This is a genomic window from Gammaproteobacteria bacterium, assembly GCA_016199745.1.
Classification (GTDB): domain Bacteria; phylum Pseudomonadota; class Gammaproteobacteria; order Acidiferrobacterales; family Sulfurifustaceae; genus JACQFZ01.
Genome location: JACQFZ010000050.1, coordinates 39,638 through 62,237, shown reverse-complemented (window position 1 = coordinate 62,237; position 22,600 = coordinate 39,638). Strand labels below are relative to the sequence as shown.

The window sequence follows — 22,600 nt, the reverse complement described above, 5'->3', positions numbered from 1 at the left end:
CGGTTTCTGATCCGTACGAATACCGGTTTGAATGCGGGCGCGCCGAAGTCTTCGGCCAAAGCGCCTGACCCAGGAGGGGAAAGAGGGACAGGGACGCATCGTCGACTTATGTCGCGGGCAGACCTGCCGATGCGACAGCCTGTCTTTTTTTACAATACCGCTAGAGGGGTCAATCCTTTACGTGTTACAACAGTAAAGCGCGCTAGTGTTGAACGCGCGGATTGCGTGGCTGTTGATAGTGACCCGGCGTTAGCCGTGGTCCTTGGGTTCCTCGGCTAAGTCGGTCGTTGGCGCTTGTCGGATCTTGCTCATGCCGGAGTCGTTTTTAGGAAAATGACTGGCATATCCCCTGAGTAACATGGTTGATTGAGAGGTGAGTCTTATCTAACTGAGACCTGCGTCTTGTTGACCAGCCAGTCGAAGTGAGACGAGAAATACACGAGTCGTACCTATCAGTAAGTAACGGTATCGATATAAACGTGAAACGCCATCAAACGGGGCAGGAGGGCAATATATGCGTGATTGGGAAGATCTAAAGGCGATGTTGACCGCTGGACGCATTAACCGACGCGATTTTCTAAGGCGTTCGGCGGCACTTGGTATCTCTACGGCACTTGCCGGCAGTATGTTGTCCAATGTTGCATCAGCGGCTGACAAACCAAAACGAGGCGGTCATCTCCTGATTGGTCTCAACGGCGCAAACGCCGGCGATAGTTTGGATCCCGCAACATTTACCGCTAGCCATTTACAAGTCACAGGTCTGCAGCTCTACAACACTCTCGTTGAAGTCGATTCCGGTCTCGATGTACGTGCTAAACCTTCCGCTCAGCCGTCGCTGGCCGAGAAGTGGGAAGCAAAACCGGGCGCGAAAGAGTGGATCTTCAAGATTCGCAAGGACGTAACGTTCCACAACGGCAAACCGCTGACGGCCGCCGACGTGGTTTACTCGCTCAACCATCACCGTAAGCCGGATTCCAAGTCGGGTGCCAAGTCGCTGTTCGCGCCGGTTGCCGACATCAAGGCAAACGGCACGCATGAAGTTGTGATCACGCTTAACAGCGGCAACGCCGACCTACCGTACCTGTTGGCCGATTACCACCTCGGTATTGGTCCTGAAGGAGACGATTTCACCAAGGGTATCGGCACCGGCGCGTTCATGTTGGAAAATTACGAGCCGGGCGTTCGCACTCTCACTAAGCGCAATCCCAATCATTTCCGTTCCGATCGCGGTTTTGTCGACTCTGTCGAGACCATCGCCATCAACGATCCGACGGCGCGTCTCAATGCGTTGATCTCGGGTTCAGTCCATTTGATCAACCGCGTTGATCCGAAAGCGGTGTTGTCGTTGTCGCGTAACAAGGGCGTGCAGGTGTTCGAGATTCTCGGCCCATCGCACTACACCTTCCCGATGCGTTGCGACATTGCGCCGTTCAATAATAAAGATCTGCGGTTAGCGATGAAGTTCGCCATCGACCGTCAGGCGATCATCGACAAAGTATTGGTCGGTCACGGCAAGATCGGTAACGATCAGCCGATCGGTTCGACCGATTTATTCTATGCCAACATCGCGCAACGGCCGTTCGATCCGGAAAAGGCAAAGTTCCACTTCAAGAATTCGGGGCACAATGCACCGGTTGTACTCAGCGTGTCCGACGGCGCCTTTACCGGCGCGGTCGATGCGGCGCAGATCTACCAGGCGAGCGCCAAGAAAGCGGGTATCGATCTGCAGATCGATCGTGTACCGGCCGACGGCTACTGGGACAACGTATGGATGAAGAAACCGTGGTGCGCGTCGTATTGGGACGGGCGCCCAACGGCGGATCTGATGTTGTCGGTAGTCTACAAGTCGGATGCTTCCTGGAACGAAACGTTCTGGAAGCGTGCAGACTTCGACAAGCTGCTTGAGACGGCGCGTGCTGAACTCAACGTATCCAAGCGTAAGAAGATGTATTACGACTTGCAACAGATGGTGCATGAGGACGGTGGGGAAGTGATCCCGATGTTCAACAACACTATCGATGCCGGTTCAAGCAAGGTCAAAGGCTTTGTTGCCCTCCCGACTAACCTAATGAGTGGTTATCGGGCGCCTGAAAAGGTTTGGCTGGAAACTTAAGATAGCTAGGATCGCTATGCGCCGCTTATGACCTAAGCGGCGCATAGCGTCCTACTGTTGTTCGGTAGCTCGGATATGGATCGCCGGGTTGCCCTTATTCGGGAGCTGGCATGGATTCGGTATAACCGAGTCAATATAACTAACTCGCCTAATCCAGAGTGAGCCGTGTGAGTAAGCCGCATGGGACGGCGGCAGTCTATGTAGGGGGTAGATTTTGTTAAGGCTCATCGCAAACCGACTCGGACTCGGTTTAATTACGTTATTTGGAGTCTCTGTGCTGATTTTTATCGGCACGGAAGTTTTGCCAGGCGATGTCGCCACGGCAATTCTTGGACAATCGGCAACACCCGAGGCGGTTGAAGCCATCCGCCGCTCGTTGCATTTGCACGATCCGGCGATCGTTCGTTATGGACGTTGGCTGTGGAATCTGGTGCAAGGTGACCTCGGTGCATCGTTAGCTAACGGCCGGCCAATTGCGCAGCAAATCGGCCCACGTCTTGCTAATACTTTCTTCTTGGCAGGCTACGCGGCAGTCATTGCGGTGCCGCTTTCCATCGCCTTTGGCATCATCGCTGCCATGCGCCAGAACGGTTACTTCGACCGGATCACCAATACTGCAACTTTGATCACCATATCGATGCCGGAGTTCTTCGTCGGCTACGTGCTGATCATTTTGTTGTCGGTTAAGCTCGGTTGGTTCCCGAGTCTGTCGATGGTGACGTACAAGATGGGATTCGGGCAGCGTCTGTTCGTCACGGCGATGCCGGCAATAACGCTGGTGTTAGTCGTCATGGCGTACATGATGCGCATGACACGTGCGTCGGTAGTGGCGGCGATGTCGAGCCCATATGTCGAGATGGCGATTCTCAAAGGTCTTCCGCAGTGGCGCATTGTCGTGCAGCACGCATTGCCGAATGCATGGGCACCGATCATCAACGTCGTCGCGCTTAACCTGGCTTACCTCGTTGTCGGCGTTATCGTCGTCGAGGTGGTGTTCGTGTATCCCGGTGTGGGGCAGTTGATGGTAGACGCCGTTTCCAAGCGCGACGTCCCGGTGGTGCAGGCCTGTGGCCTCATCTTCGCGAGCACCTTTGTCGGTCTCAATATGCTCGCGGATCTATTCGCTATCCTCAGCAATCCACGGCTGCGTCATCCGCGTTAGGTTTAGGTTACACACATGAAGATTTTTGGCCAAAAATTAAGCCTGAGCGCGCAAATCGGATTTGCCATCATCGTGATCAATCTTGCGGCGGCATTATTCGCGCCGGTCATCGCGCCCTATGGCGAAGCTGAGTTTGTTGGCGATGTCTGGGCGCCGCCCAGCATGGATGCGTTGCTTGGGTTGGATAACCTGGGTCGCGATATGCTTTCGCGCTTGCTCTATGGAGCGCGTACCACCATCGCGCTAGCGTTGGCAACGACGTTGCTCTCGTTCTTCATCGGCATTATCGGTGGCTTCGGGGCAGCGATCGCCGGGCGCGCGGTCGACAATATCATGTCGCGCATCGTCGATATCATGATCTCGATTCCGACGCTGATCTTCGCGTTGGTGATCATCTCCGTGCTCGGTACTTCGGTCCCGGTCTTGATCTGTACGCTGGCGGCGCTCGACTCGACGCGCGTCTTTCGCGTGAGCCGAGCGGTCGCTATGAACATCGTCGTGCTCGATTACGTCGAAGTGGCGCGATTGCGCGGTGAGCGTACCTGGTGGATTCTGCGGCGCGAAGTGTTGCCGAATGCGTTACCACCGCTGATCGCCGAGTTCGGTCTGCGCTTCTGTTTCCAATTCCTGTTTATCGCCTCCTTAAGCTTCCTGGGTCTCGGTATTCAACCGCCGTTCGCCGATTGGGGCGGTATGGTGCGCGAAAATGCGCAAGCGATTAACTTCGGCGGTTACGCTCCGCTGATTCCGGCGGCCGGAATCGCGATGTTGACGATCGGCATCAATCTTGTGGTTGACTGGTTTCTGTCCATTCATTCGCGTGGACACGGAGAAGGCGCATGAGCGACCAAATTCTCAATGTTCAAGACTTGCGCATTGAGGCGCACACCGAGCATGGTGACTCTGTGGTCCTGGTCGATGGTGTTTCGCTCACGCTGAAACGTGGTGAAGTGCTCGGTCTGATCGGCGAATCGGGCGCAGGTAAATCTACGATTGGGTTGGCGGCACTCGGCTATACCCGTCGCGGTTGTCAGATTACCGGCGGCCGCATCATGTTCGATGGCGCCAATATTCGTGAGCTCGGGCTTGACGGCCGGCGGCAGTTGCGCGGCCGTCGTATCGCCTACATCGCCCAAAGCGCCGCTGCGTCGTTCAACCCGGCGTTGACGCTTTATCAACAAGTTTGCGAAGGTCCGGTACGGCACGGTCTCATGTCATACGCGCAGGCCAAGAAAGAAGCGGTCGAGCTGTTTCGCGCGTTCGATTTGCCGTCGCCCGAGACATTTGGTAAGCGCTATCCGCATCAGGTCTCGGGCGGTCAGTTACAGCGGGCAATGGCGGCGATGGCGATGTCGTGTCGTCCGGACATCTTGGTGCTCGACGAACCGACCACCGCGCTCGACGTCACGACGCAGATCGAAGTGTTGGCAGTGCTGAAACGCTTGATCCGTGAGCACGGGACGGCCGCGCTCTATGTAACGCACGATCTGGCGGTGGTGGCGCAGGTCGCCGATCGCATCATGGTATTGCGGCATGGCAAGGTCGTCGAACTCGGTGCCGCCGAGCAGATCCTGCATAAGCCGCAAATGGAATACACGAACAAGCTCGTTTCCGTGCGCAGCGCCGCTGAAAAGCAAACAAATAGCCCGAAGGTGAAGCCCGGGAAGAGTAAGCCGCATCTCGAAATTCGCAACCTTACGGCCGGTTACGGCAAGGGCATGAAGGTTGTCGATGACGTCAGTGTGTCGGTCGATCGTGGCGAGACATTGGCGATCGTCGGCGAATCGGGCAGCGGTAAGAGTACGCTGGCACGTATCATCACCGGCTTGTTGCCGCGCTGGTCGGGCGAGATTTTGCTCGACGGCAAGAGCTTGCCGCCGGATTATCGCAAGCGCACGCGCGACGAATTGCGACGCGTGCAGATGGTCTATCAAATTCCCGACGTTGCGCTCAATCCGCGGCAAACCGTGCTCGATGTTATTGGGCGCCCGCTTGGTTTCTACTTCAAGTATCCGAAAGAGAAGATTCGGATGCGTGTGGTCGAGCTGCTCAAGCTGATCGATTTGCCGGAACACTTCATCGACCGCAAATCGAGCGAGTTGTCCGGCGGACAAAAACAGCGTATTTGCATTGCCCGGGCGCTCGCTGCTGAGCCGGAACTGTTGATCTGCGACGAAGTGACCTCGGCGCTCGATCAGTTGGTTGCCGACGAAATTCTGCGACTGCTGCAACGGCTGCAGAATGAACTCGGCTTAACCTATGTATTTATTACTCACGACCTCGGCGTCGTGCGGCGGATCGCGAATAACGTCGGCGTCATGCTCAGCGGTAAATTCGTGACTACCGGTCCGTTGCAGCAGGTATTCTCGCCGCCGTATCATCCCTATACCGAGCTGTTGTTGTCGTCGGTTCCAGAGATGCGAACCAATTGGTTGGACGAGGCGCTCAAGCGGCGCGTGCGCAACTAGTCGCTAGGGTGGGACAAGGAAGGCACATCGTTCTTGTCTCCACCGTTTCAGCACTCGACAAACAGCTAACCGACGACCACGATTAATCGCGGTCGTCGGCACTTCTCCTAACGGTGCGAGGGCATACCCGCCGCGAGGTAGGTTCTGGCGCAAAAACCATTGTTTGACCAGGCGGTTAGCTTGAGTTGACGCGAATCTATCCGCTGCAAGACGTCGCCGGACTTGGCAACCGCCGGGATACGGGTGTAACGATTGCCGAGCGCCGCGACGTCGCTACTTATCAACTGCTGGCGCTGCCGCACCAAGCTGAAACTGTTGCCGGTGCTTTGGGATTGTCGATGCGCCCCGGGCAGGTGACGTGCGAGCCTTTGTTTACCGCGCTGCCGACGGCGCCGGGCTATTGGATGCTGCTGACGACCGTCGCTCACCAGTTTCTGCCCGAGCTAAGTTCGAAGATTGCCGGGCTTGCCTATGTCAGCGATCAGAGCCATGCGCGCGTGGTACTGCGGCTTTCAGGCGCAAGCGCCCATGCTGTGTTGCGCAAGGGCTGTCGTCTCGATATCGACCCGGCGGTCTTTAGCAGCGGAATGTGCGCCCAAACCGTGGTCGCCGAGATATCGGCCTATATATATAGGTTGGACGATACCCCTTCATATGATTTGGTTGTCCCCGCCGGGTATGCACGCGCGTTCAGCGATTGGCTGATCGCGTCGCTGCAGGAGTTCGGCGGTACTGACAGCTAACAGTGGCAGTTTTAAGGAGGTAATTGCGGCGATCCGGCAACCGTTATCGGCGAACTAAGATTACCCGGCGTAGCAAACACTACATGGTAGGACTAGGCGTAAAAGCGGCTGGCGTACCCTTGCTTCTTCGCGAGAGAACAAGGAGCATAGCGATCTACGGTTAATGGTGAGGCAAATGCCAAAGTGCGACCAACTTGTCGTTGCTCGACAAGCGTGGGTCGCGGCCCTGGCAGCAGCCCCGGTACGCGACAACTACTGTATTTATCCATTCAGTCAGCCTTTTATCGTGGCTCCAAACGTCACGGCAGAGTGCCCAGTCTGAAATTTAACCCCTTACACAACATTGACTTACTTTGATCATAGGAGATCCGTATGGCCGAGGCTCCGCAAGACGATCTCGACCTCAACAGCCTTAGCGATGAAGAGTTGGTTGAACAGACACACGACGACCTCTACAACGGGCTGAAGGAAGAGGTTGAACAATCCACGCGCATTTTCCTAGATCGTGGTTGGTCCCCGTCCCGGGTTCTGAACGACGCATTGGTCGAAGGCATGCGCATCGTTGGTATCGACTTCCGCGACGGCATTTTGTTCGTGCCGGAAGTGTTGTTGGCGGCGAACGCGATGAAGGGCGGCATGGAGATCCTGCGGCCGCTGCTGGCGGAGACCGGTGCCGAGCCTATCGGCAAGATGGTCATTGGTACCGTGAAGGGCGACATCCACGACATCGGCAAGAATCTGGTGTCGATGATGATGGAAGGCGCCGGTTTCGAAGTGATCGACCTCGGCATCAACAACCCGGTTGAGAAGTACCTCGAAGCGATCGACAAGCACAAGCCGGATATCCTCGGCATGTCGGCGTTGCTGACGACCACCATGCCGTACATGAAGGTCGTCATCGACACGATGAAGGAAAAGGGCATCCGCAGCGATTACATCGTGCTGGTCGGCGGTGCACCGCTGAACGAGGCCTTCGGCCAAGCGGTTGGAGCCGATGCCTACTGCCGTGACGCCGCGATTGCGGTGGAAACGGCAAAGACGCTGATCGCTCAGCGTCGCGCGGCCCGCAAGGCAGCAGCACACTAAGGAACAGGCGATCATGGGTACCGAAGCAACGGCACTCGTGATCGCCTGCGGTGCGCTGGCGCACGAGATCATCGCGCTGCGCAAGATCAATGGTTGGCCGCACATCGACGTGCAGTGCCTGCCGGCGGAGTTGCACAACACGCCGAATCAGATCCCTGAGGCGGTGCGCGCCAAGATCCAGGAGAACCGTGACCGCTACGCCGCGATCTTCGTGGCCTACGGCGATTGCGGTACCGGCGGCATGCTTGACGCGGTGCTGATCGAGGAGCGGGTCGAGCGTATTCCCGGCGCTCACTGCTACGAATTTTTCGCGACCCACACGACGTTCGACGCGCTGCACGAGGCCGAGCCCGGCACGTTTTATCTCACCGATTTTCTCGCCCGTCACTTCGATCGTTTGGTGATTCGCGGTCTCGGGCTCGATCGTCATCCCGAGCTCGCCAAGCAGTACTTCGGCAACTACCGGCGGTTGGTATATCTGGCGCAGGTGGAATCCCCGGAGCTGGTGCTGGCAGCGCGCGCGGCGGCCGAGCAGTTGGGCTTAAGCTTCGAGCACCGCTGTACCGGTTACGGCGACTTGCAACATAGTTTGAAGCGTTTCGCAGTTGGAGTGACCTCGTGGCAAAACTGATTCTTATTTCGTGGCGCGATATCCCGGCGCAGGTGGTCGTGAAGCAGGGCCGCGACACCGCCAAGGTGCAGTTGTCGCACCGTTTTCAAGAGGCGATTGATCGCGCTGCCATGCGCGCCGGTCGTGGCAGCTCGGATGCGTATCTCGCCGACTGGAAGCGCGCCGAGCCGCGCGAGTGCGGTGCCGATCTGCAGGCCGAGGCGAACGCCGAGGCGGCGCGGATCGAAGCCGCGTACACGGACGCCGATCTTGATCGGCTGATCCGTTCCAAAGGTTTGAACGAGAACAACGCCGGCACCAGTTCCGGCGAACAGGAAGGATAACGAATGTACGCCGTACGCCGTTGGTCAGTACGTCATGCTCGCGGGATGGAGATTTTCTACGCCTTCGTCGAGAAGATCTTCGTGGCGTTGCACCCGTTCTGGAAGCTCGTCGGCTATGAACGCGCCGACAAGCCGGTGGCCGCGATCGAAAAAGTGGTGAAGGGTTTTCTGTTTGACTGCCAGATGTGCGGCCAGTGCGCGCTGAGCTCGACCGGCATGTCGTGCCCGATGAACTGCCCGAAGAATCTGCGCAACGGCCCGTGCGGCGGTGTGCGCGCCAACGGCAATTGCGAAGTGAAGCCCGAGATGAAGTGCGTCTGGGTCGAGGGGTTCAAGGGCAGCGAGCGCATGGAGAAGGGGCCGGCCAACATCCGCGTTGTCCAGTTTGCCGTCGACCGCCGCTTGCAAGGCAAGTCGTCGTTCCTGCGCGTAGTGCGCGAGAAGGTCGGTTACGTGGCTGAGCAGGACAAACCAAAAGCAAAAGCGGGAGCCAAGGCATGAAGTTCGACGACGAACCGGTTCCAGGGCAACCGTATCCGATTCTGCCGGGCCACGTATCGCCGGGCCGCTTGGAGCGCGTGCTGCGCGCCGGCGTGTTCGCGGTGACGAGCGAGCTCGATCCGCCGGACTCGGCCGATCCCGAGGAAGTTTACAAACGCGCGCGCATCTTCGACGGCTACGTCGACGCGATCAACGCCACCGACGGTTCCGGCGCCAACTGCCACATGTCGAGCGTCGCCGTGTGCGCGCTGTTGATCCGCCAAGGCTACGCGCCGGTGATGCAGATCTCCTGCCGCGACAAGAACCGCATCGCCATTCAAGGCGACATCCTCGGCGCCTCGGCCATGGGCGTCAGCAACATGCTGTGCCTGACCGGCGACGGCGTGCAGGCCGGCGATCATCCACAGGCGAAGCCGGTGTTCGATCTCGATTGCATGAGCCTGCTCGAAATCGCTCGCGGCCTACGTGACCAACAAAAATTTCAAAGCGGCCGCAAGTTGACATCGTCGCCGCGCGTATTCTTCGGCGCCGCCGAAAATCCGTTCGGTCTGCCGTTCGAGTGGCGGCCGCATCGCCTGGCGAAGAAGGTTGCCGCCGGTGCGCAATTCATTCAGACGCAATATTGCTACGACCTGCCGTTGATGAAGCAATTCATGACCAAGGTCGAAGATCTCGGCCTGCTCGACAAGGTGTTCATCCTGGTCGGCGTCGGTCCGATCAAATCGGCCAAGGCCGGCGACTGGATGCGCACCAACGTGCCCGGCATCCACATCCCCGATGCGATCATTAAACGCATGGCCGGCGCCGAGAATCAGGCGGCTGAGGGCCGCAAGATCTGCATCGAGATCGTCCAGCAGTTGCGCGAAATTAAAGGCGTGAGTGGCGTGCACGTCATGGCGTATCGCCAGGAAGAATCCGTCGCCGAAGTGATCGATAAATCCGGTGTGCTGCAAGGCCGCATCCCGTGGTACCCCGGCCGCGACAAAGACATTCAACAGCAAAGGTCAGCCTCATGACAGACACAGTAATTAGTTCCGCCACCAAAGAGGTGGTGATCGGTTTCGATCGTCCGTACGTCATCATCGGTGAGCGTATCAACCCGACCGGCCGCAAGATGCTGGCCGCGGAAATGGCCGCCGGCGATTTTAGTCGCGTCGAGGCGGATGCCATCGCGCAGATTGAAGCCGGCGCGCACATGCTCGATATCAACGCCGGTATTCCGCTGGCCGATGAGCCGGCGATTTTGGCGAAGACGTTGCAGCTGGTGCAGTCGATCACCGACGTGCCGCTGTGTATCGACTCGTCGATCGTTGCGGCGCTCGAAGCCGGTCTGAAGGTGTACAAGGGCAAGGCGCTGTTGAATTCAGTGACGGGCGAAGAAGATCGCTTGGAATCCGTGTTGCCGCTGGTGAAGAAGTATGGCGCCGCGGTCGTCGCCATCTCCAACGACGAGACCGGCATTTCGCAAGATCCGGACGTGCGTTTCGCGGTCGCCAAGAAGATCGTCGAGCGCGCGCGTGATCACGGCATTCCGGTCAGCGACATCGTCGTCGATCCGCTGGTGATGCCGATCGGTGCGATCAATCAGGCTGGCGTGCAGGTGATGCGGCTGCTGCATCGGTTGCGCACCGAGCTCAAGGTCAACACCACCTGCGGCGCCTCCAACATCAGCTTCGGTCTGCCGCAGCGGAACGGCATCAATGCCGCGTTCCTGACGATGACGATGGCTGCCGGCATGACCTCGTCGATCACGAACCCATTGCACGAAGAAGTCGTCAGAGCGGTGATGGCGGCCGATGTCATGATGGGCCACGATCCGGATTGCGCGCGCTGGATCCGCCGCTTCCGCGAGCAACCTGTTCCGGGCGCCGACGGTGAAGCCGGTCGCGGTCGCCGTGAAGTTGGTCGGCGTCGGCGCGTCTAATATAGTTGTAGTAGTGCCTCTCCCCGCTCAACGAGCGGGGAGAGGGTAGGGGCGGGGTATTGATCTGCAGTTGCAGGATGCCTGACATCCGCTTTTCGCACCGAGTCTCTCCAGCTCGACGCGAGAGAGTATTTAGCAGTGGTCTGTAGAGAGTGAAAAAACTTCGGTGAGCGAGAAAGATCCGTTAGTCGTATTTACGCCTTCGGGACGTCGTGGACGTTTCCCTGTCGGTACCCCGTTACTGCAAGCCGCGCGTTCGCTCGGCGTCGATATCGATTCTGTTTGTGGCGGCCGCGGTATCTGCGGGCGCTGTCAGGTTTTGCTGTCCGCCGGTGAGTTCGCCAAACATGGTGTTACCTCGCGCGCTGAGAATCTCACGCCGTTCAGCGACGTCGAGCGCGACTACTGCACGCGCCAGCCGTTGGCGGATGGGCGCCGGTTGTCATGCTCGACCCAGGTTCTCGGCGATTGCGTCATCGACGTACCGCCCGACAGCCAGGTGCATCGGCAGGTGGTGCGTAAAGCCGCCGAGGCGCACGACATCGAGATGGATCCGGTGGTTCGCTTGCACTATATCGAAGTGCAGCAGCCCGACATGCATGATCCATCCGGCGATTTGCGCCGGCTCGAAGACGCGCTTGAATTCGAATGGCGTCTGACCAATCTCGCTTGCGACATCCGCGTCCTCCAGCAATTGCAGCTGGCGCTGCGTAAGGGCAATTGGAACGTCACGGTCGCCGTCCATGGCGGCAGCCAAATCATCGCCGTTTGGCCCGGCTTCCATGAGAAGGCCTACGGCATCGCCATTGACGTCGGTTCGACCACGATCGCCGCGCACTTGTGCGATCTCACCAGCGGCGAAGTCGTTGCTGCCGCCGGTGTGATGAATCCACAGATTCGTTTCGGCGAAGATCTGATGAGCCGCGTGTCGTACGTGATGATGAATCCCGGCGGCGAAAAAGAAATGACCGCCGCCGTGCGCGCCGCGCTCAACGAATTGGCGGAGAACGTTGCCCAACAGATCGGCATCTCTACCGCCGACATCCTCGAAGCGACCTTCGTCGGCAATCCGATCATGCATCACCTATTGCTCGGCATCGATCCGACCGAGCTCGGCGGCGCGCCGTTCGCGCTCGCCACCGACAAAGCGATTACGCTGTGGGCGGTCGAGCTCGATTTTCATATACATCGCAACGCGCGCATTTACGTGTTGCCGTGCATCGCCGGCCACGTCGGTGCCGATGCGGCTGGCGTGGTGTTGGCCGAGCGTCCCGATCTGGCCGATGAAGTCACGTTGCTGGTCGACGTCGGCACCAACGCCGAAATCGTCCTCGGCAACCGCTCGCGCTTGCTCGCTTGTTCAAGTCCGACCGGTCCTGCGTTCGAAGGCGCGCAGATCAGCTGCGGCCAACGCGCTGCGCCGGGTGCCATCGAGCGCGTACGCATCGATCCAGTCACGCTCGAACCGCGCTTCAAAGTCATCGGCTCCGATCTTTGGTCGAACGAGCCTGGGTTCGCTGACGCTGTTACTCAAATCGGCGTCACCGGTATCTGCGGTTCCGGCATTATTGAAATCATTGCCGAGATGTACCTCGCCGGTATCATTCTGCAAGACGGCACCATCGACGGCAGTTTGGCCGAAAAGAGCTCGCGCATTCAGGCCGACCGTCGTACCTTCTCATACTTGCTGCATACCGGTGATAACGGTGCCACGGCGTTGCGCATTACCCAGAACGACGTGCGCGCCATTCAACTTGCCAAAGCAGCGTTGTACGCCGGCATCCGGTTGCTGATGGAGCACATGCACGTCGCCACCGTCGATCGCATTCGCTTGGCCGGTGCTTTCGGTAGCCACATCGATGTGAAGTACGCGATGGTGCTTGGCATGATTCCCGACTGCGTGGTCGAGAACGTCAGTTCCGCGGGCAATGCTGCCGGTACCGGTGCTCGTATTGCCTTGCTCGATGGTCGCGCGCGTACTGACATTGAACAGCTCGTGCGTCGTATCGAAAAAATCGAAACCGCCATCGAACCGCGCTTTCAAGAATTTTTCGTCGACGCCATGGCAATTCCGCATAAAACGGCGCCGTTCCCCAATTTGCGCAAGGTGGTCACCTTGCCCGAGCCGAAGACATCGACCGCCGATTCGTCCGGCTCTGGCGCCGGTGGCCATCGCGGTCGACGGGGTCGGCGTTAGGAAGATAAAGATGTAGAGGAACTTATCCGCCGTTCTATCAGGGCTTTTACGCGGCGGATAAGCTCTCATATATAAGTAAGCCGCGTTAGCGCTTGCTGTGTGACGATGAGGACGGTACAAAGGGAGACATACGCTAACTAGGATAGTGCTGCCTCATGTCTAACCGCCTTGCCAAGCTCCTCGAAACCCGCCCGTGGCTGCTCGCCGACGGTGCCACCGGTACCAATCTATTCGCCGCCGGCCTCATGTCTGGCGACGCCCCGGAGCTCTGGAACTTCGAGCATCCCGACCGCATCGCCAATCTGCACCGCAGCTTCGTCGATGCCGGCGCCGATATCATTTTGACCAACACCTTCGGTGGCAACAGCTATCGTTTGAAACTGCATAAGGCCGAAGGCCGCGTTGGCGAAATCAATGAGGCCGCCGCCCGCATCGCCCGCCAAGAAGCCGATGCCAGCGGTCGCGAGGTCGTCGTTGCCGGCAGTATCGGACCCACCGGCGAAATCATGCAGCCGATCGGTCCGCTTAGCTTCGACGACGCCAAGGCGGCGTTCGCCGAACAAGCGGCGGCGCTCGTGCGCGGTGGTGCTGATGTGTTGTGGATCGAAACCATGTCGGCGCGCGAAGAAGTAGAAGCGGCCATCGCCGGCGCTGCTACCACCGGCATGCCGATCGTGTGCACGCTCAGCTTCGACACCAACGGCCGGACCATGATGGGTATCACACCGAAGGATTTGGCCGAGCTCATTCAAAAATCCAACCCGGCGCTGCTCGCTTGCGGTACCAACTGCGGTGTCGGTGCATCGGAAGTGGTCGCCTGTATCGTCAATCTTGCGACCGCCGCCAAGCCGGGAACGGTATTGGTAGCCAAGGCGAACTGCGGTATTCCGCAATACGTCGACGGCGCGATTCGTTATAACGGCACGCCAGAGCTGATGGCCGAGTACGCGCGGATGGTGTTGGATGCCGGTGCACGCATCATTGGCGGTTGCTGCGGTACGTCGCCTGAGCATCTACGGGCGATGCGCGTCGCCTTGGAGCAACACACACGCCGCTCGCGTCCCGACCTCGATACGATTGTCAAAGAGCTCGGTGAAGTGTCGAACGGTGCGCGCGCACAATGGCGCGGCGAAGAGGATCCGCTTGCCGGAGCTGCCCCCGGCGCTAACCTCAATCGCCAACGTGGACGCCGCCGTGGCGAATGATGGATCCCTCTGGGAGAGATCACGGGTGCGGGAAGTGACCGCCCAGTTCGTGGAATCATCCGCCTGAGCGCCACTATTTGTTGTAGCCCGGATGGAGGCGCGAAGCGTCGTAATCCGGGAACGTGCGCCTTCGGCTTACGCTAATCCTCGCCCCATCCCTCTCCCTAAAGGCAGAGGGGAGTGGGTACACTGATGCGGTTTGTAAGATCAGCTCCATCCGGGTTACCGGTTGCCCACCGCCCTACATATATTATCCAGATCATCCCAGTGACCGGTCGACAACTGGCCATCGGCGAACGCGATGGCGCCATTCGTATAGCAACTCCCAACTGACCGACACAAGATCGTCACTAAATATCCATCGAGATTTGTTTCCGAATTAATGAAACCGTAACTCCATCCTCTTAGCGTGATGAACTTCGACGACGGCTATATGCCGCTGCCGTTCGTTATCGGATTCATGTTCATGCGAAGGGAGAAAATTAATGAAGGACAGTCTGTTCGGTGCGGTATCGCGATTCCTGTTGGTTCCGTTACTAGCCCTCCCGCTAGTCGTCCAGGCGGATGTATTCATCTCGGAATATGTCGAAGGTAGCGGCTACAACAAAGCCGTCGAGATCTACAACGCCGGTAGCGCGCCGGTATCGCTAGATACCTATGCGCTGAAATTTTACTTCAACGGCAGTACAGCGGCCGGACGAACCATTAGTTTGAGCGGTACGCTGGCGTCGGGTGCGGTGTATGTGGTGGCGCACAGTTCGGCGGCGGCCAGTTTGCAATCGCTGGCGAATCTCACCACCGCCGGCAATTGGTATAACGGCGACGACGCGGTGGCGTTGGTCAACGGCGGCGTGGCGGTCGACGTGATCGGCCAGATTGGATTCGATCCGGGCACGGAGTGGGGTACCGGCAACGTCAGTACCACCGACAATACGGTTCGCCGTAAGAATACGGTCTGCACCGGCGACGCGAACGGCGCCGATAGCTTCAGTCCCGCCGGCCAATGGGACGGGTACGCCAACGATACGTTCGCTGGCATCGGCAGTCATAGTGCTAACTGTGGCGGCCCGTTTACACATGACGTGCAAGGCGCCGGCGCCGCCAGCCCGATGCTCGGCCAGACGATCACTCTCGAGGCGATCGTCGTCGGTGACTTTCAGGCGGCTAACGAATTGAAGGGCTTCTTCATTCAGGAAGAAGACGCGCAAGCCGATGGCAACGTGCTCACGTCCGAAGGTTTGTTCGTATACACCGGCGGCGCTGGCGTGAACGTCAATGTCGGCGATCTCGTTCGAGTGACCGGTACGGTGGCGGAATTCAACGGCCTGACCGAGCTTACAAACGTCACGACGACGGTTATCAGCAGCGGTAATCCGCTGCCGACGTTGCTGACGGTGCAGCTGCCGTTCGCTGCCGCCGACGCACTGGAACGGTATGAAGGCATGCGCATTAAGCTGCCGCAGACGCTCACGGTAACGGAAAACTACGACCTCGGTCGCTATGGTCAGGTATGGCTTTCCTCGGGGGGTCGTCTGCAGCAGCCGACCAATATCGCATCGCCCGGACCAGCAGCGAATGCGCAGCAAGCGGCTAACGATCTGAACCGCATCGTGATCGACGACGGCTTGAGCATTCAGAATCCGGACCCGATCAAATATCCAGCGCCGGGACTGACAGCGCTCAACACGCTGCGCGTCGGTGACACCGTGGCGAACCTAGTCGGCGTGATCGACGACGCGGCCGGTATTTACCGCGTGCAGCTAACGCAGGCACTGAGCTTCGTCGCGGCGAATGCACGTCGCCCAGCGCCGGCGAGTGTCGGCGGCTCGTTGAAGGTGGCGAGCTTCAATGTGCTCAATTACTTCAACGGCGACGGCCACGGCGGTGGATTCCCGACCAGTCGCGGTGCCAACACCAGCCAGGAGTTTCAACGCCAACGCGCCAAGATCATCGCCGCCATCAGCGCCATGCAAGTCGATATCGTCGGCTTGATGGAGATCGAGAATGACGGCTACGGTTCGACCAGCGCCATCGCCGATCTGGTCAACGGCTTGAACGCCGCGGCGCCCACCGGGACTAGTTACGCTTACATCAACCCGGGCGTGGCCAAGATCGGCACCGACGAGATTGCCGTCGGCCTCATTTATCGCACGCAGACAGTGAGTGCCAGCGGTGTCGCCAAGCTGCTAACCGCCGCCATGGATCCGCGCTTCGACGACACCAAAAACCGCCCGACGCTGGCGCAGACCTTTGTCCAGTTATCGACCGGCGGCAAGTTGACCGTGGCCGTGAATCATCTGAAGTCCAAAGGATCCGCTTGCACGGACGTGAACGATCCGGACACCGGCGACGGTCAGGGCAACTGCAATATCACGCGCAAGAACGCGGCGTTGGCACTGGTCGACTGGCTTGCCACCGATCCCACGCACAGTGGCGATCCGGACTTCCTCATCATCGGCGACTTGAATTCGTATGCCAAAGAAGACCCGGTCAGCGCTATCAAGAACGGCGGATACACGGACTTGATCGATGCCCATATCGGTGCTGCCAGCGGTTACTCCTACCTTTTCACGGGTCAGTCCGGTTATCTGGATCATGCGCTGGCGAATAAGAGTTTGGCTGCCAAGGTGACGGGAATTACCGAGTGGCACGACAACTGCGATGAGCCACACGTCCTCGACTACAACACCGAGTTCAAAACGGCCAACCAGATCAATCTGCTGTACAACGCCGACGCTTATCGCGCTTCCGACCACGATCCGGTGATCATCGGTCTAAATCCGTGATCGATGGAAAGAAACTTCTGACTTCACCCCTCTCCCGCTCGGGCGGAGAGGGGACTCTGCGCGGAGTCGGAATGAATTTTATTTAATCACTCCGACCTTGCAGCGGATCATTTAGGTATTCCACCTTTCAACGTCGCCGATTCGCACTCGGCGGTAATCCACTGCCGAAACACCCGCAGCAATTCGGTCCGTTTCGCCGGCAACGACTGCACCAAGAAGTAACCCCGCTCCGTCTGCACCGGTTTATCGACGGCGGTCCGTAGTTGGCCGCTGCTCAGCGTTTCTTCCACCAACGGCAACCAGCCGAGCGCCACGCCTTGCCCGGCCATCGCCGCTTGAATCACCAGCGGGTAGTTGTTGAACGTCAGATCGTGCGCCGACGCATCGCCGCGCAGCTTGTACAGTGCGAACCAGTCGTCCCATGCCAGCCAACGACTCGGCGCCGGACGTTCTAGATGGAGCAATGGCAATCGCACCAACTCGGCCGGGTCTCCGGTCAGGCGATGGCGATCGTAGAACGCCGTGCTGCACACCGGCACGACGATTTCCGGAAACAAGCGCTCGGACTCGCAACCGGGCCATTCACCCGTGCCGAACAGGATCGATATGTGGACCGGTTCGACGCGGGCGTCGATTTCGCTTTGGGCGGTGACAATGCGGACGTCGAGCTCCGGCAGCAATGCGCGTAACGCGCCGAGGCGCGGCATCAGCCAGTAAGCGGCAAAACCGAAATCGGTTGCGACCGTGAGGACTTGGCGGGTACGGCAGGCGCGGATCTCGGCGGCAGCGACGCCGATAGTGCCCAAGCTCTCGTGCACTGCTTCATATAGCCGAACGCCGGCGGCGGTCAACGAAACGCCGCGGTGCTCGCGTTTGAACAGCGGCGTGCCCAGGTCTTGTTCGAGATCGCCGATGCGGTGACTGACAGCGGGTTGAGTAGTACCGAGTTCGTTGGCGGCGGCGGTGAAATTCAGCAGGCGCGCGGCGGCCTCGAAATAGACCAGCGATTGCAGCGGCGGCAGGCGTTGCGGTTTTGCCATAACAGGTCCTTATCGGGGCATGAAGAAAGATCGTCTTCACACCGTTTTCTAGGAGGTGATGATAGTGGCCACGTAACCCTTGAACAATCAATACATGAGCAAACACCAACCTAACATTCTTATTCTGATGGCCGACCAGCTGACGCCGGGAGCGTTGCGGACCTATGGTAACAAGGTCAGTAAGACGCCGAATATCGACGCCTTGGCAAAGGACGGCGTTGTGTTCGACTCGGCGTATTGCAACAGCCCGCTGTGCTCACCGTCGCGCTATGTGTTCATGTCGGGCAAGTTGCCGTCGGCGATCGGCGCCTACGACAACGCCGCCGAGTTTCCGTCGGAGGTGTTGACGTTTGGACATTACCTGCGTCACGCCGGTTACCGCACGATTCTCTCCGGCAAGATGCATTTTTGCGGTGCCGATCAGTTGCACGGCTTCGAAGAGCGGCTGACCACCGACATCTATCCGGCCGATTTCGGTTGGACGCCGGATTGGGAACGGTTTAAGGAACGACCGAGCTGGTATCACAACATGAGCTCGGTGACCGAGGCCGGGCCGTGCGTGCGCACCAACCAGCTCGATTTCGACGAAGAAGTGGTATTCGCCGCGCAACAGAAGCTGTTCGACATCGCCCGCGACGACGACCAGCGTCCGTTTTGTATGCTGGTGTCGATGACGCATCCGCACGATCCGTACGCGATCTCGGAATCGTACTGGAATCTGTATCGCGACGACGAAATCGACATGCCGCGCGTGCGGCTTGCGCCCGAGCAACTCGATCCGCATTCGCAACGGTTGCGGCATGTTTGCGACATGGATCGTACGCCAATCACCGAGCAGCAGATCCGCAATGCGCGCCGTGCTTACTACGGCGCCGTATCGTTCGTCGACGAGCAAATCGGTCGCGTTCGCAAGACGTTGGCACAGGCGGGGTTGGCGCAAGACACGGTGATTATCGTGCTCGCCGATCACGGCGACATGCTGGGTGAACGCGGACTTTGGTACAAGATGAACTTCTTCGAAGGCGCGACGCGCGTACCGTTGATTGTGCATGCACCCGATCGCTTCAAACCGCGGCGCATCGCCGCGTCGGTGTCGTTGGTCGACATTTTGCCGACGTTGGTGGATTTGGCGTCGACCAAACCGGTGTATCCCGAGTCAATCGACGGCCGCAGTTTGTTGTCGCATTTACAAGGAAGAAACGGCCATGACGAGGTGATCGGCGAATATTTGGCGGAAGGGGCGTTGGCGCCGATCATCATGATGCGTACCGGTCGTTATAAGTTCGTGCATTCACCGGTCGATCCGGATCAGCTCTACGACTTGGTGAATGATCCCGACGAGTTGAACAATCTGGCGCCGCAGCCGTCCGCCGCTGCCGTCATCGAGGAGTTCCGCAAAGAAGTGGCGACACGATGGGACCTGTCGCGTTTGCGTGAACAGGTGATCGCCAGCCAGCGGCGTCGACATTTTCACTTTGCCGCGCAGAACGTCGGCACGCGCAAGTCGTGGGACCATCAACCGCTGCAGGACGCCAGCCAACGTTACATGCGCAACCACATCGATCTCGACACGCTCGAAGCGATGGCGCGTTTTCCGCGAATTTCCAGCAAGTAAACCCAGAGGACATAACTATGTTGACGAAGTCGTTGTTGGCGGTATCGACGTGGGTGGCGATCAGTGCAATGTCGGTGACCGCATTCGCTGCTGAAGCCGATTCCTGCAAGCAGGTACGTATGGCCGATCCTGGCTGGACCGACATCACTGCCACCAACGCGGTTGCCGAGGTGTTGCTCGGCGCGCTCGGTTACGAGCAGCATGTCGATCGCATCGCCGTACCGGTGACCTATCAAGGTTTGACAAAAGGGCAGACCGACGTATTTCTCGGCAATTGGATGCCGGCGCAGCAGGCGATGGTCGAGCCTAAGATCAAAGAGGGATCGATTGAGTTGCTGCGCACGAACCTGGAGAACGTCAAGTTCACGCTCGCCGTGCCGAGCTATGTCGCCGATGCCGGTGTGAAGAGTTTTGCCGATCTCGCCAAGTTCGCCGACAAGTTTGATCACAAGATCTACGGCATCGAATCGGGCGCGCCGGCCAATCAAAATATCGAACGCATGCTGAAGGCGAAAGAGTTCGGGCTCGACGGTTGGACATTGGTGGCGTCAAGCGAGCAGGGCATGCTGACGCAAGTCACGCGCAAGACCCGCCACAAGGAATGGATCGTGTTTCTCGGCTGGGAGCCGCATCTCATGAACACGAAATTTAAGATCACCTACCTCGCCGGCGGTGATGCCTACTTCGGTGCGAACTACGGTGCCGCCTCCGTCAATACCGTGATGCGCAAAGGCTACGAGGCGCAATGCCCGAATGTCGGTCGCTTGTTCCGCCAGTTAGCGTTCAACGTCGATTTGGAAAATCAGATCATTACCGACGTGCTAGAGAATAAAGTCGATGCCAAGAAGTCGGCCATGCGCCACTTGAAGGATCGTCCGGCGTTGTTAGACGCCTGGTTGGCGGGCGTGCAAACGCGCGATGGTGCAGACGGGTTGCCGGCGGTGAAGCGGGTATTGGGAATAAATTAAGGGACAGGGTACTACTCTAAATATTCCCTCTCCCCGCTTGCGGGGAGAGGGTTAGGGAGAGGGGCGCGTGGAACCGCGCCTCTGTAGAAACGTCCCCCTCTCCCCCGAAAAATTCGGGGGAGAGGGAATGGTTCGTGGGGAGGGGAAGAGCTTCAGTCGGTCAGGTCCACTAGTATCAGCTCTTGTGCCGCACCAAGATTTTATCCAACGCATTCGCAAACGCCTGCCGATCGCTTTTGTTGAGGGGCGCAGGGCCACCGGTCGTGATGCCCATACCGCGCAACTCGTCCATACGATTGCGTACACCTAAACGCTCGCGAATATTGTCGACCGTGTACAGTTCGCCGCGCGGATTCAACGCCAGCGCGCCTTTCGCGACCACGTCGGCGGCCAGTGGAATATCGGCGGTAACTACTAAATCTCCCGGCTCGACCCGCTCGACGATACGCCGATCTGCCGCGTCGAGCCCGGCCGGCACTTGCATCGCCGTTACATAACGCGACGGCGGCACTTGCAGAGGTTGGTTGGCTACCAGGGTCAACTTGATGCCAACCCGTTCCACCGCCCGAAACAAAATTTCCTTAATAACGATCGGACAGGCGTCGGCATCTACCCATATCTGCATGCGTTGGTTGTTTCTTACTTCGGGGTGACATCGGTAGGAGGCGCGCCGTCTATTACCGGCTCGGCGTCGTTTTTGAGCGATTTGCGCTTTTGTTTTTCTTCTTGTTTCTTTTTCTTAGCGAGTTCTTTCTGGCGTTTTGCGAATTGATAGTTGGGTTTGGCCAATGTCTTTCTCGACGATGATAGAAGTTGGCTCGATTGTACTCCGCTTTACAGGTATTGGCGGTTTAAGCGCAATAAGGGTGCTTTAGGACCGATGTTCGCCGACCGCCACCAGCAGAAAATCGACAAATGCGCGGACCCGTAAGGGGACATGTCGGCCATGGGGATAAAGCAGCGAAAACGGGCGTGATCGGCCGCCGAAGGGCTGCAGTACTTCGATCAGGGTGCCGCCGCGTAAGTCTTGCTCGACGATGAACCGATACGTCTGGAACAGCCCGGCGCCGTTACGCGCTAACGTTATGCATCCCAGTATGTCCTCCGAACAGCAATAACCTCCCTCCGTCGCCACCTCCACATCGTTGCCGTCCTGGCGGAATAGCCAAGCAATCTGCCGGCCGCTGCTCGGTAACACGAACTGTATGCAAGTGTGATCGCGCAGCGCGTCGATCGACGTCGGCATGCCGGCACGGTCGAGATAGGCCGGCGTGGCGATTACTGCCAATTCGGCGTCTTCCAGTTTCCGTGCGATCAAATTCGATTCGGTCGGCGTGCGGGCGCGGATCGCAAGATCGTAGCCTTCGGCGACGAAATCGATATTACGGTTACTGAGATGTACCTCGACATCGACCGCCGGATAACGTTCGCGGAACGTCGGCAGTAACGGCAGCACGCGATAGTGACCATAGGTCGTCGGCATGCTGATGCGTAGCGTGCCCGATGGCGCCACTTGTTGACCGGTAACGGCGCGCTCGGCGTCTGCCAGCTGCGTGAGCGCCTGCCGGCACTGCTCGAAGTACACCTGGCCACCGTTGGTCAAGCGAATTTGTCGAGTCGTGCGCACGAACAGTCGTACACCCAGCCTCGTTTCTAAGCGCGATACCGATCGACTCAAGGCCGCCGGCGTTACGCCGGCGGCCGCCGCGGCGTCGGTAAAGCTGCCCAGTTCTGCTGCCAAACAAAAGAGCTCGATGCTGCCAATCAAGACATCGTCGAATTGTCGGGTCATCGATTCGTTACACCGTGTATTAGGAAATGTGATCCGCCGGCGGTTT

The 22,600-nt window shown here is 58.6% G+C and carries 20 protein-coding genes; 16 read left to right on the top strand and 4 right to left on the bottom strand.

Annotated elements, in window-relative coordinates:
- Positions 1-559: 559 nt before the first annotated feature.
- From HY308_13435 to HY308_13370, 14 genes are all read left to right on the top strand, one after another.
- A complete protein-coding gene (locus HY308_13435; protein MBI3899281.1) occupies positions 560-2,113 on the top strand; it encodes an ABC transporter substrate-binding protein in 1,554 nt (517 codons plus the stop codon).
- A gap of 214 nt (positions 2,114-2,327) precedes the next feature.
- Complete coding sequence (locus HY308_13430; protein ID MBI3899280.1) at positions 2,328-3,275, top strand: ABC transporter permease; 948 nt, start codon at positions 2,328-2,330, stop codon at positions 3,273-3,275.
- A 15-nt stretch (positions 3,276-3,290) separates the two neighbouring features.
- Positions 3,291-4,118 (top strand): ABC transporter permease, encoded by an 828-nt coding sequence (locus HY308_13425; protein MBI3899279.1) that lies wholly within the window; start codon positions 3,291-3,293, stop codon positions 4,116-4,118.
- Complete coding sequence (locus tag HY308_13420) at positions 4,115-5,743, top strand: ABC transporter ATP-binding protein (GenBank protein MBI3899278.1); 1,629 nt, start codon at positions 4,115-4,117, stop codon at positions 5,741-5,743. The genes HY308_13425 and HY308_13420 overlap by 4 nt, the downstream gene beginning before the upstream one ends.
- 185 nt (positions 5,744-5,928) lie before the next feature.
- On the top strand, positions 5,929-6,486 hold the full coding sequence (locus tag HY308_13415; GenBank protein MBI3899277.1) for a hypothetical protein: 558 nt from the start codon (positions 5,929-5,931) through the stop codon (positions 6,484-6,486).
- A gap of 372 nt (positions 6,487-6,858) precedes the next feature.
- On the top strand, positions 6,859-7,572 hold the full coding sequence (locus HY308_13410) for a cobalamin B12-binding domain-containing protein (protein ID MBI3899276.1): 714 nt from the start codon (positions 6,859-6,861) through the stop codon (positions 7,570-7,572).
- Between the two features lie 13 nt (positions 7,573-7,585).
- Positions 7,586-8,203: a DUF1638 domain-containing protein gene (locus tag HY308_13405; protein MBI3899275.1), complete on the top strand. Its 618-nt coding sequence runs from the start codon at positions 7,586-7,588 to the stop codon at positions 8,201-8,203.
- Positions 8,191-8,526, top strand: a complete 336-nt coding sequence (locus HY308_13400) for a virulence factor (GenBank protein ID MBI3899274.1) — start codon at positions 8,191-8,193, stop codon at positions 8,524-8,526. Before HY308_13405 ends, HY308_13400 begins: the two co-directional genes overlap by 13 nt.
- Before the next feature lie 3 nt (positions 8,527-8,529).
- Complete coding sequence (locus tag HY308_13395; protein ID MBI3899273.1) at positions 8,530-9,027, top strand: methylenetetrahydrofolate reductase C-terminal domain-containing protein; 498 nt, start codon at positions 8,530-8,532, stop codon at positions 9,025-9,027.
- Positions 9,024-10,043 (top strand): methylenetetrahydrofolate reductase, encoded by a 1,020-nt coding sequence (locus HY308_13390; GenBank protein ID MBI3899272.1) that lies wholly within the window; start codon positions 9,024-9,026, stop codon positions 10,041-10,043. Before HY308_13395 ends, HY308_13390 begins: the two co-directional genes overlap by 4 nt.
- Positions 10,040-10,951 carry a methyltetrahydrofolate cobalamin methyltransferase gene (locus tag HY308_13385; protein ID MBI3899271.1) on the top strand — a complete coding sequence of 304 codons (912 nt, stop codon included), beginning with the start codon at positions 10,040-10,042 and terminating at the stop codon, positions 10,949-10,951. The genes HY308_13390 and HY308_13385 overlap by 4 nt, the downstream gene beginning before the upstream one ends.
- A gap of 166 nt (positions 10,952-11,117) precedes the next feature.
- Positions 11,118-13,148 (top strand): DUF4445 domain-containing protein, encoded by a 2,031-nt coding sequence (locus tag HY308_13380; protein ID MBI3899270.1) that lies wholly within the window; start codon positions 11,118-11,120, stop codon positions 13,146-13,148.
- A 155-nt stretch (positions 13,149-13,303) separates the two neighbouring features.
- Entirely contained in the window at positions 13,304-14,353 is a 1,050-nt protein-coding gene (gene bmt, locus HY308_13375) for a betaine--homocysteine S-methyltransferase (protein ID MBI3899269.1), read from the top strand.
- Between the two features lie 485 nt (positions 14,354-14,838).
- Positions 14,839-17,139: an ExeM/NucH family extracellular endonuclease gene (locus HY308_13370; GenBank protein MBI3899268.1), complete on the top strand. Its 2,301-nt coding sequence runs from the start codon at positions 14,839-14,841 to the stop codon at positions 17,137-17,139.
- A 107-nt stretch (positions 17,140-17,246) separates the two neighbouring features.
- On the opposite strand, the gene HY308_13365 is transcribed toward HY308_13370, so the two are convergent.
- Positions 17,247-18,179 carry a LysR family transcriptional regulator gene (locus tag HY308_13365; protein MBI3899267.1) on the bottom strand — a complete coding sequence of 311 codons (933 nt, stop codon included), beginning with the start codon at positions 18,177-18,179 and terminating at the stop codon, positions 17,247-17,249.
- A 94-nt stretch (positions 18,180-18,273) separates the two neighbouring features.
- Between HY308_13365 and betC the strand changes: the two genes are divergently transcribed.
- Entirely contained in the window at positions 18,274-19,794 is a 1,521-nt protein-coding gene (betC, locus tag HY308_13360) for a choline-sulfatase (protein ID MBI3899266.1), read from the top strand.
- 17 nt (positions 19,795-19,811) lie between these two features.
- On the top strand, positions 19,812-20,762 hold the full coding sequence (gene choX / locus HY308_13355; GenBank protein MBI3899265.1) for a choline ABC transporter substrate-binding protein: 951 nt from the start codon (positions 19,812-19,814) through the stop codon (positions 20,760-20,762).
- A 175-nt stretch (positions 20,763-20,937) separates the two neighbouring features.
- Here choX and HY308_13350 read toward each other — a convergent pair whose 3' ends face one another.
- From HY308_13350 to HY308_13340, 3 genes are all read right to left on the bottom strand, one after another.
- Positions 20,938-21,387, bottom strand: coding sequence for a YaiI/YqxD family protein (locus HY308_13350; GenBank protein ID MBI3899264.1), 450 nt, complete (start codon positions 21,385-21,387; stop codon positions 20,938-20,940).
- A gap of 14 nt (positions 21,388-21,401) precedes the next feature.
- Positions 21,402-21,551 (bottom strand): hypothetical protein, encoded by a 150-nt coding sequence (locus tag HY308_13345; protein ID MBI3899263.1) that lies wholly within the window; start codon positions 21,549-21,551, stop codon positions 21,402-21,404.
- A gap of 82 nt (positions 21,552-21,633) precedes the next feature.
- Complete coding sequence (locus HY308_13340; GenBank protein MBI3899262.1) at positions 21,634-22,554, bottom strand: LysR family transcriptional regulator; 921 nt, start codon at positions 22,552-22,554, stop codon at positions 21,634-21,636.
- Positions 22,555-22,600 lie beyond the last annotated feature (46 nt).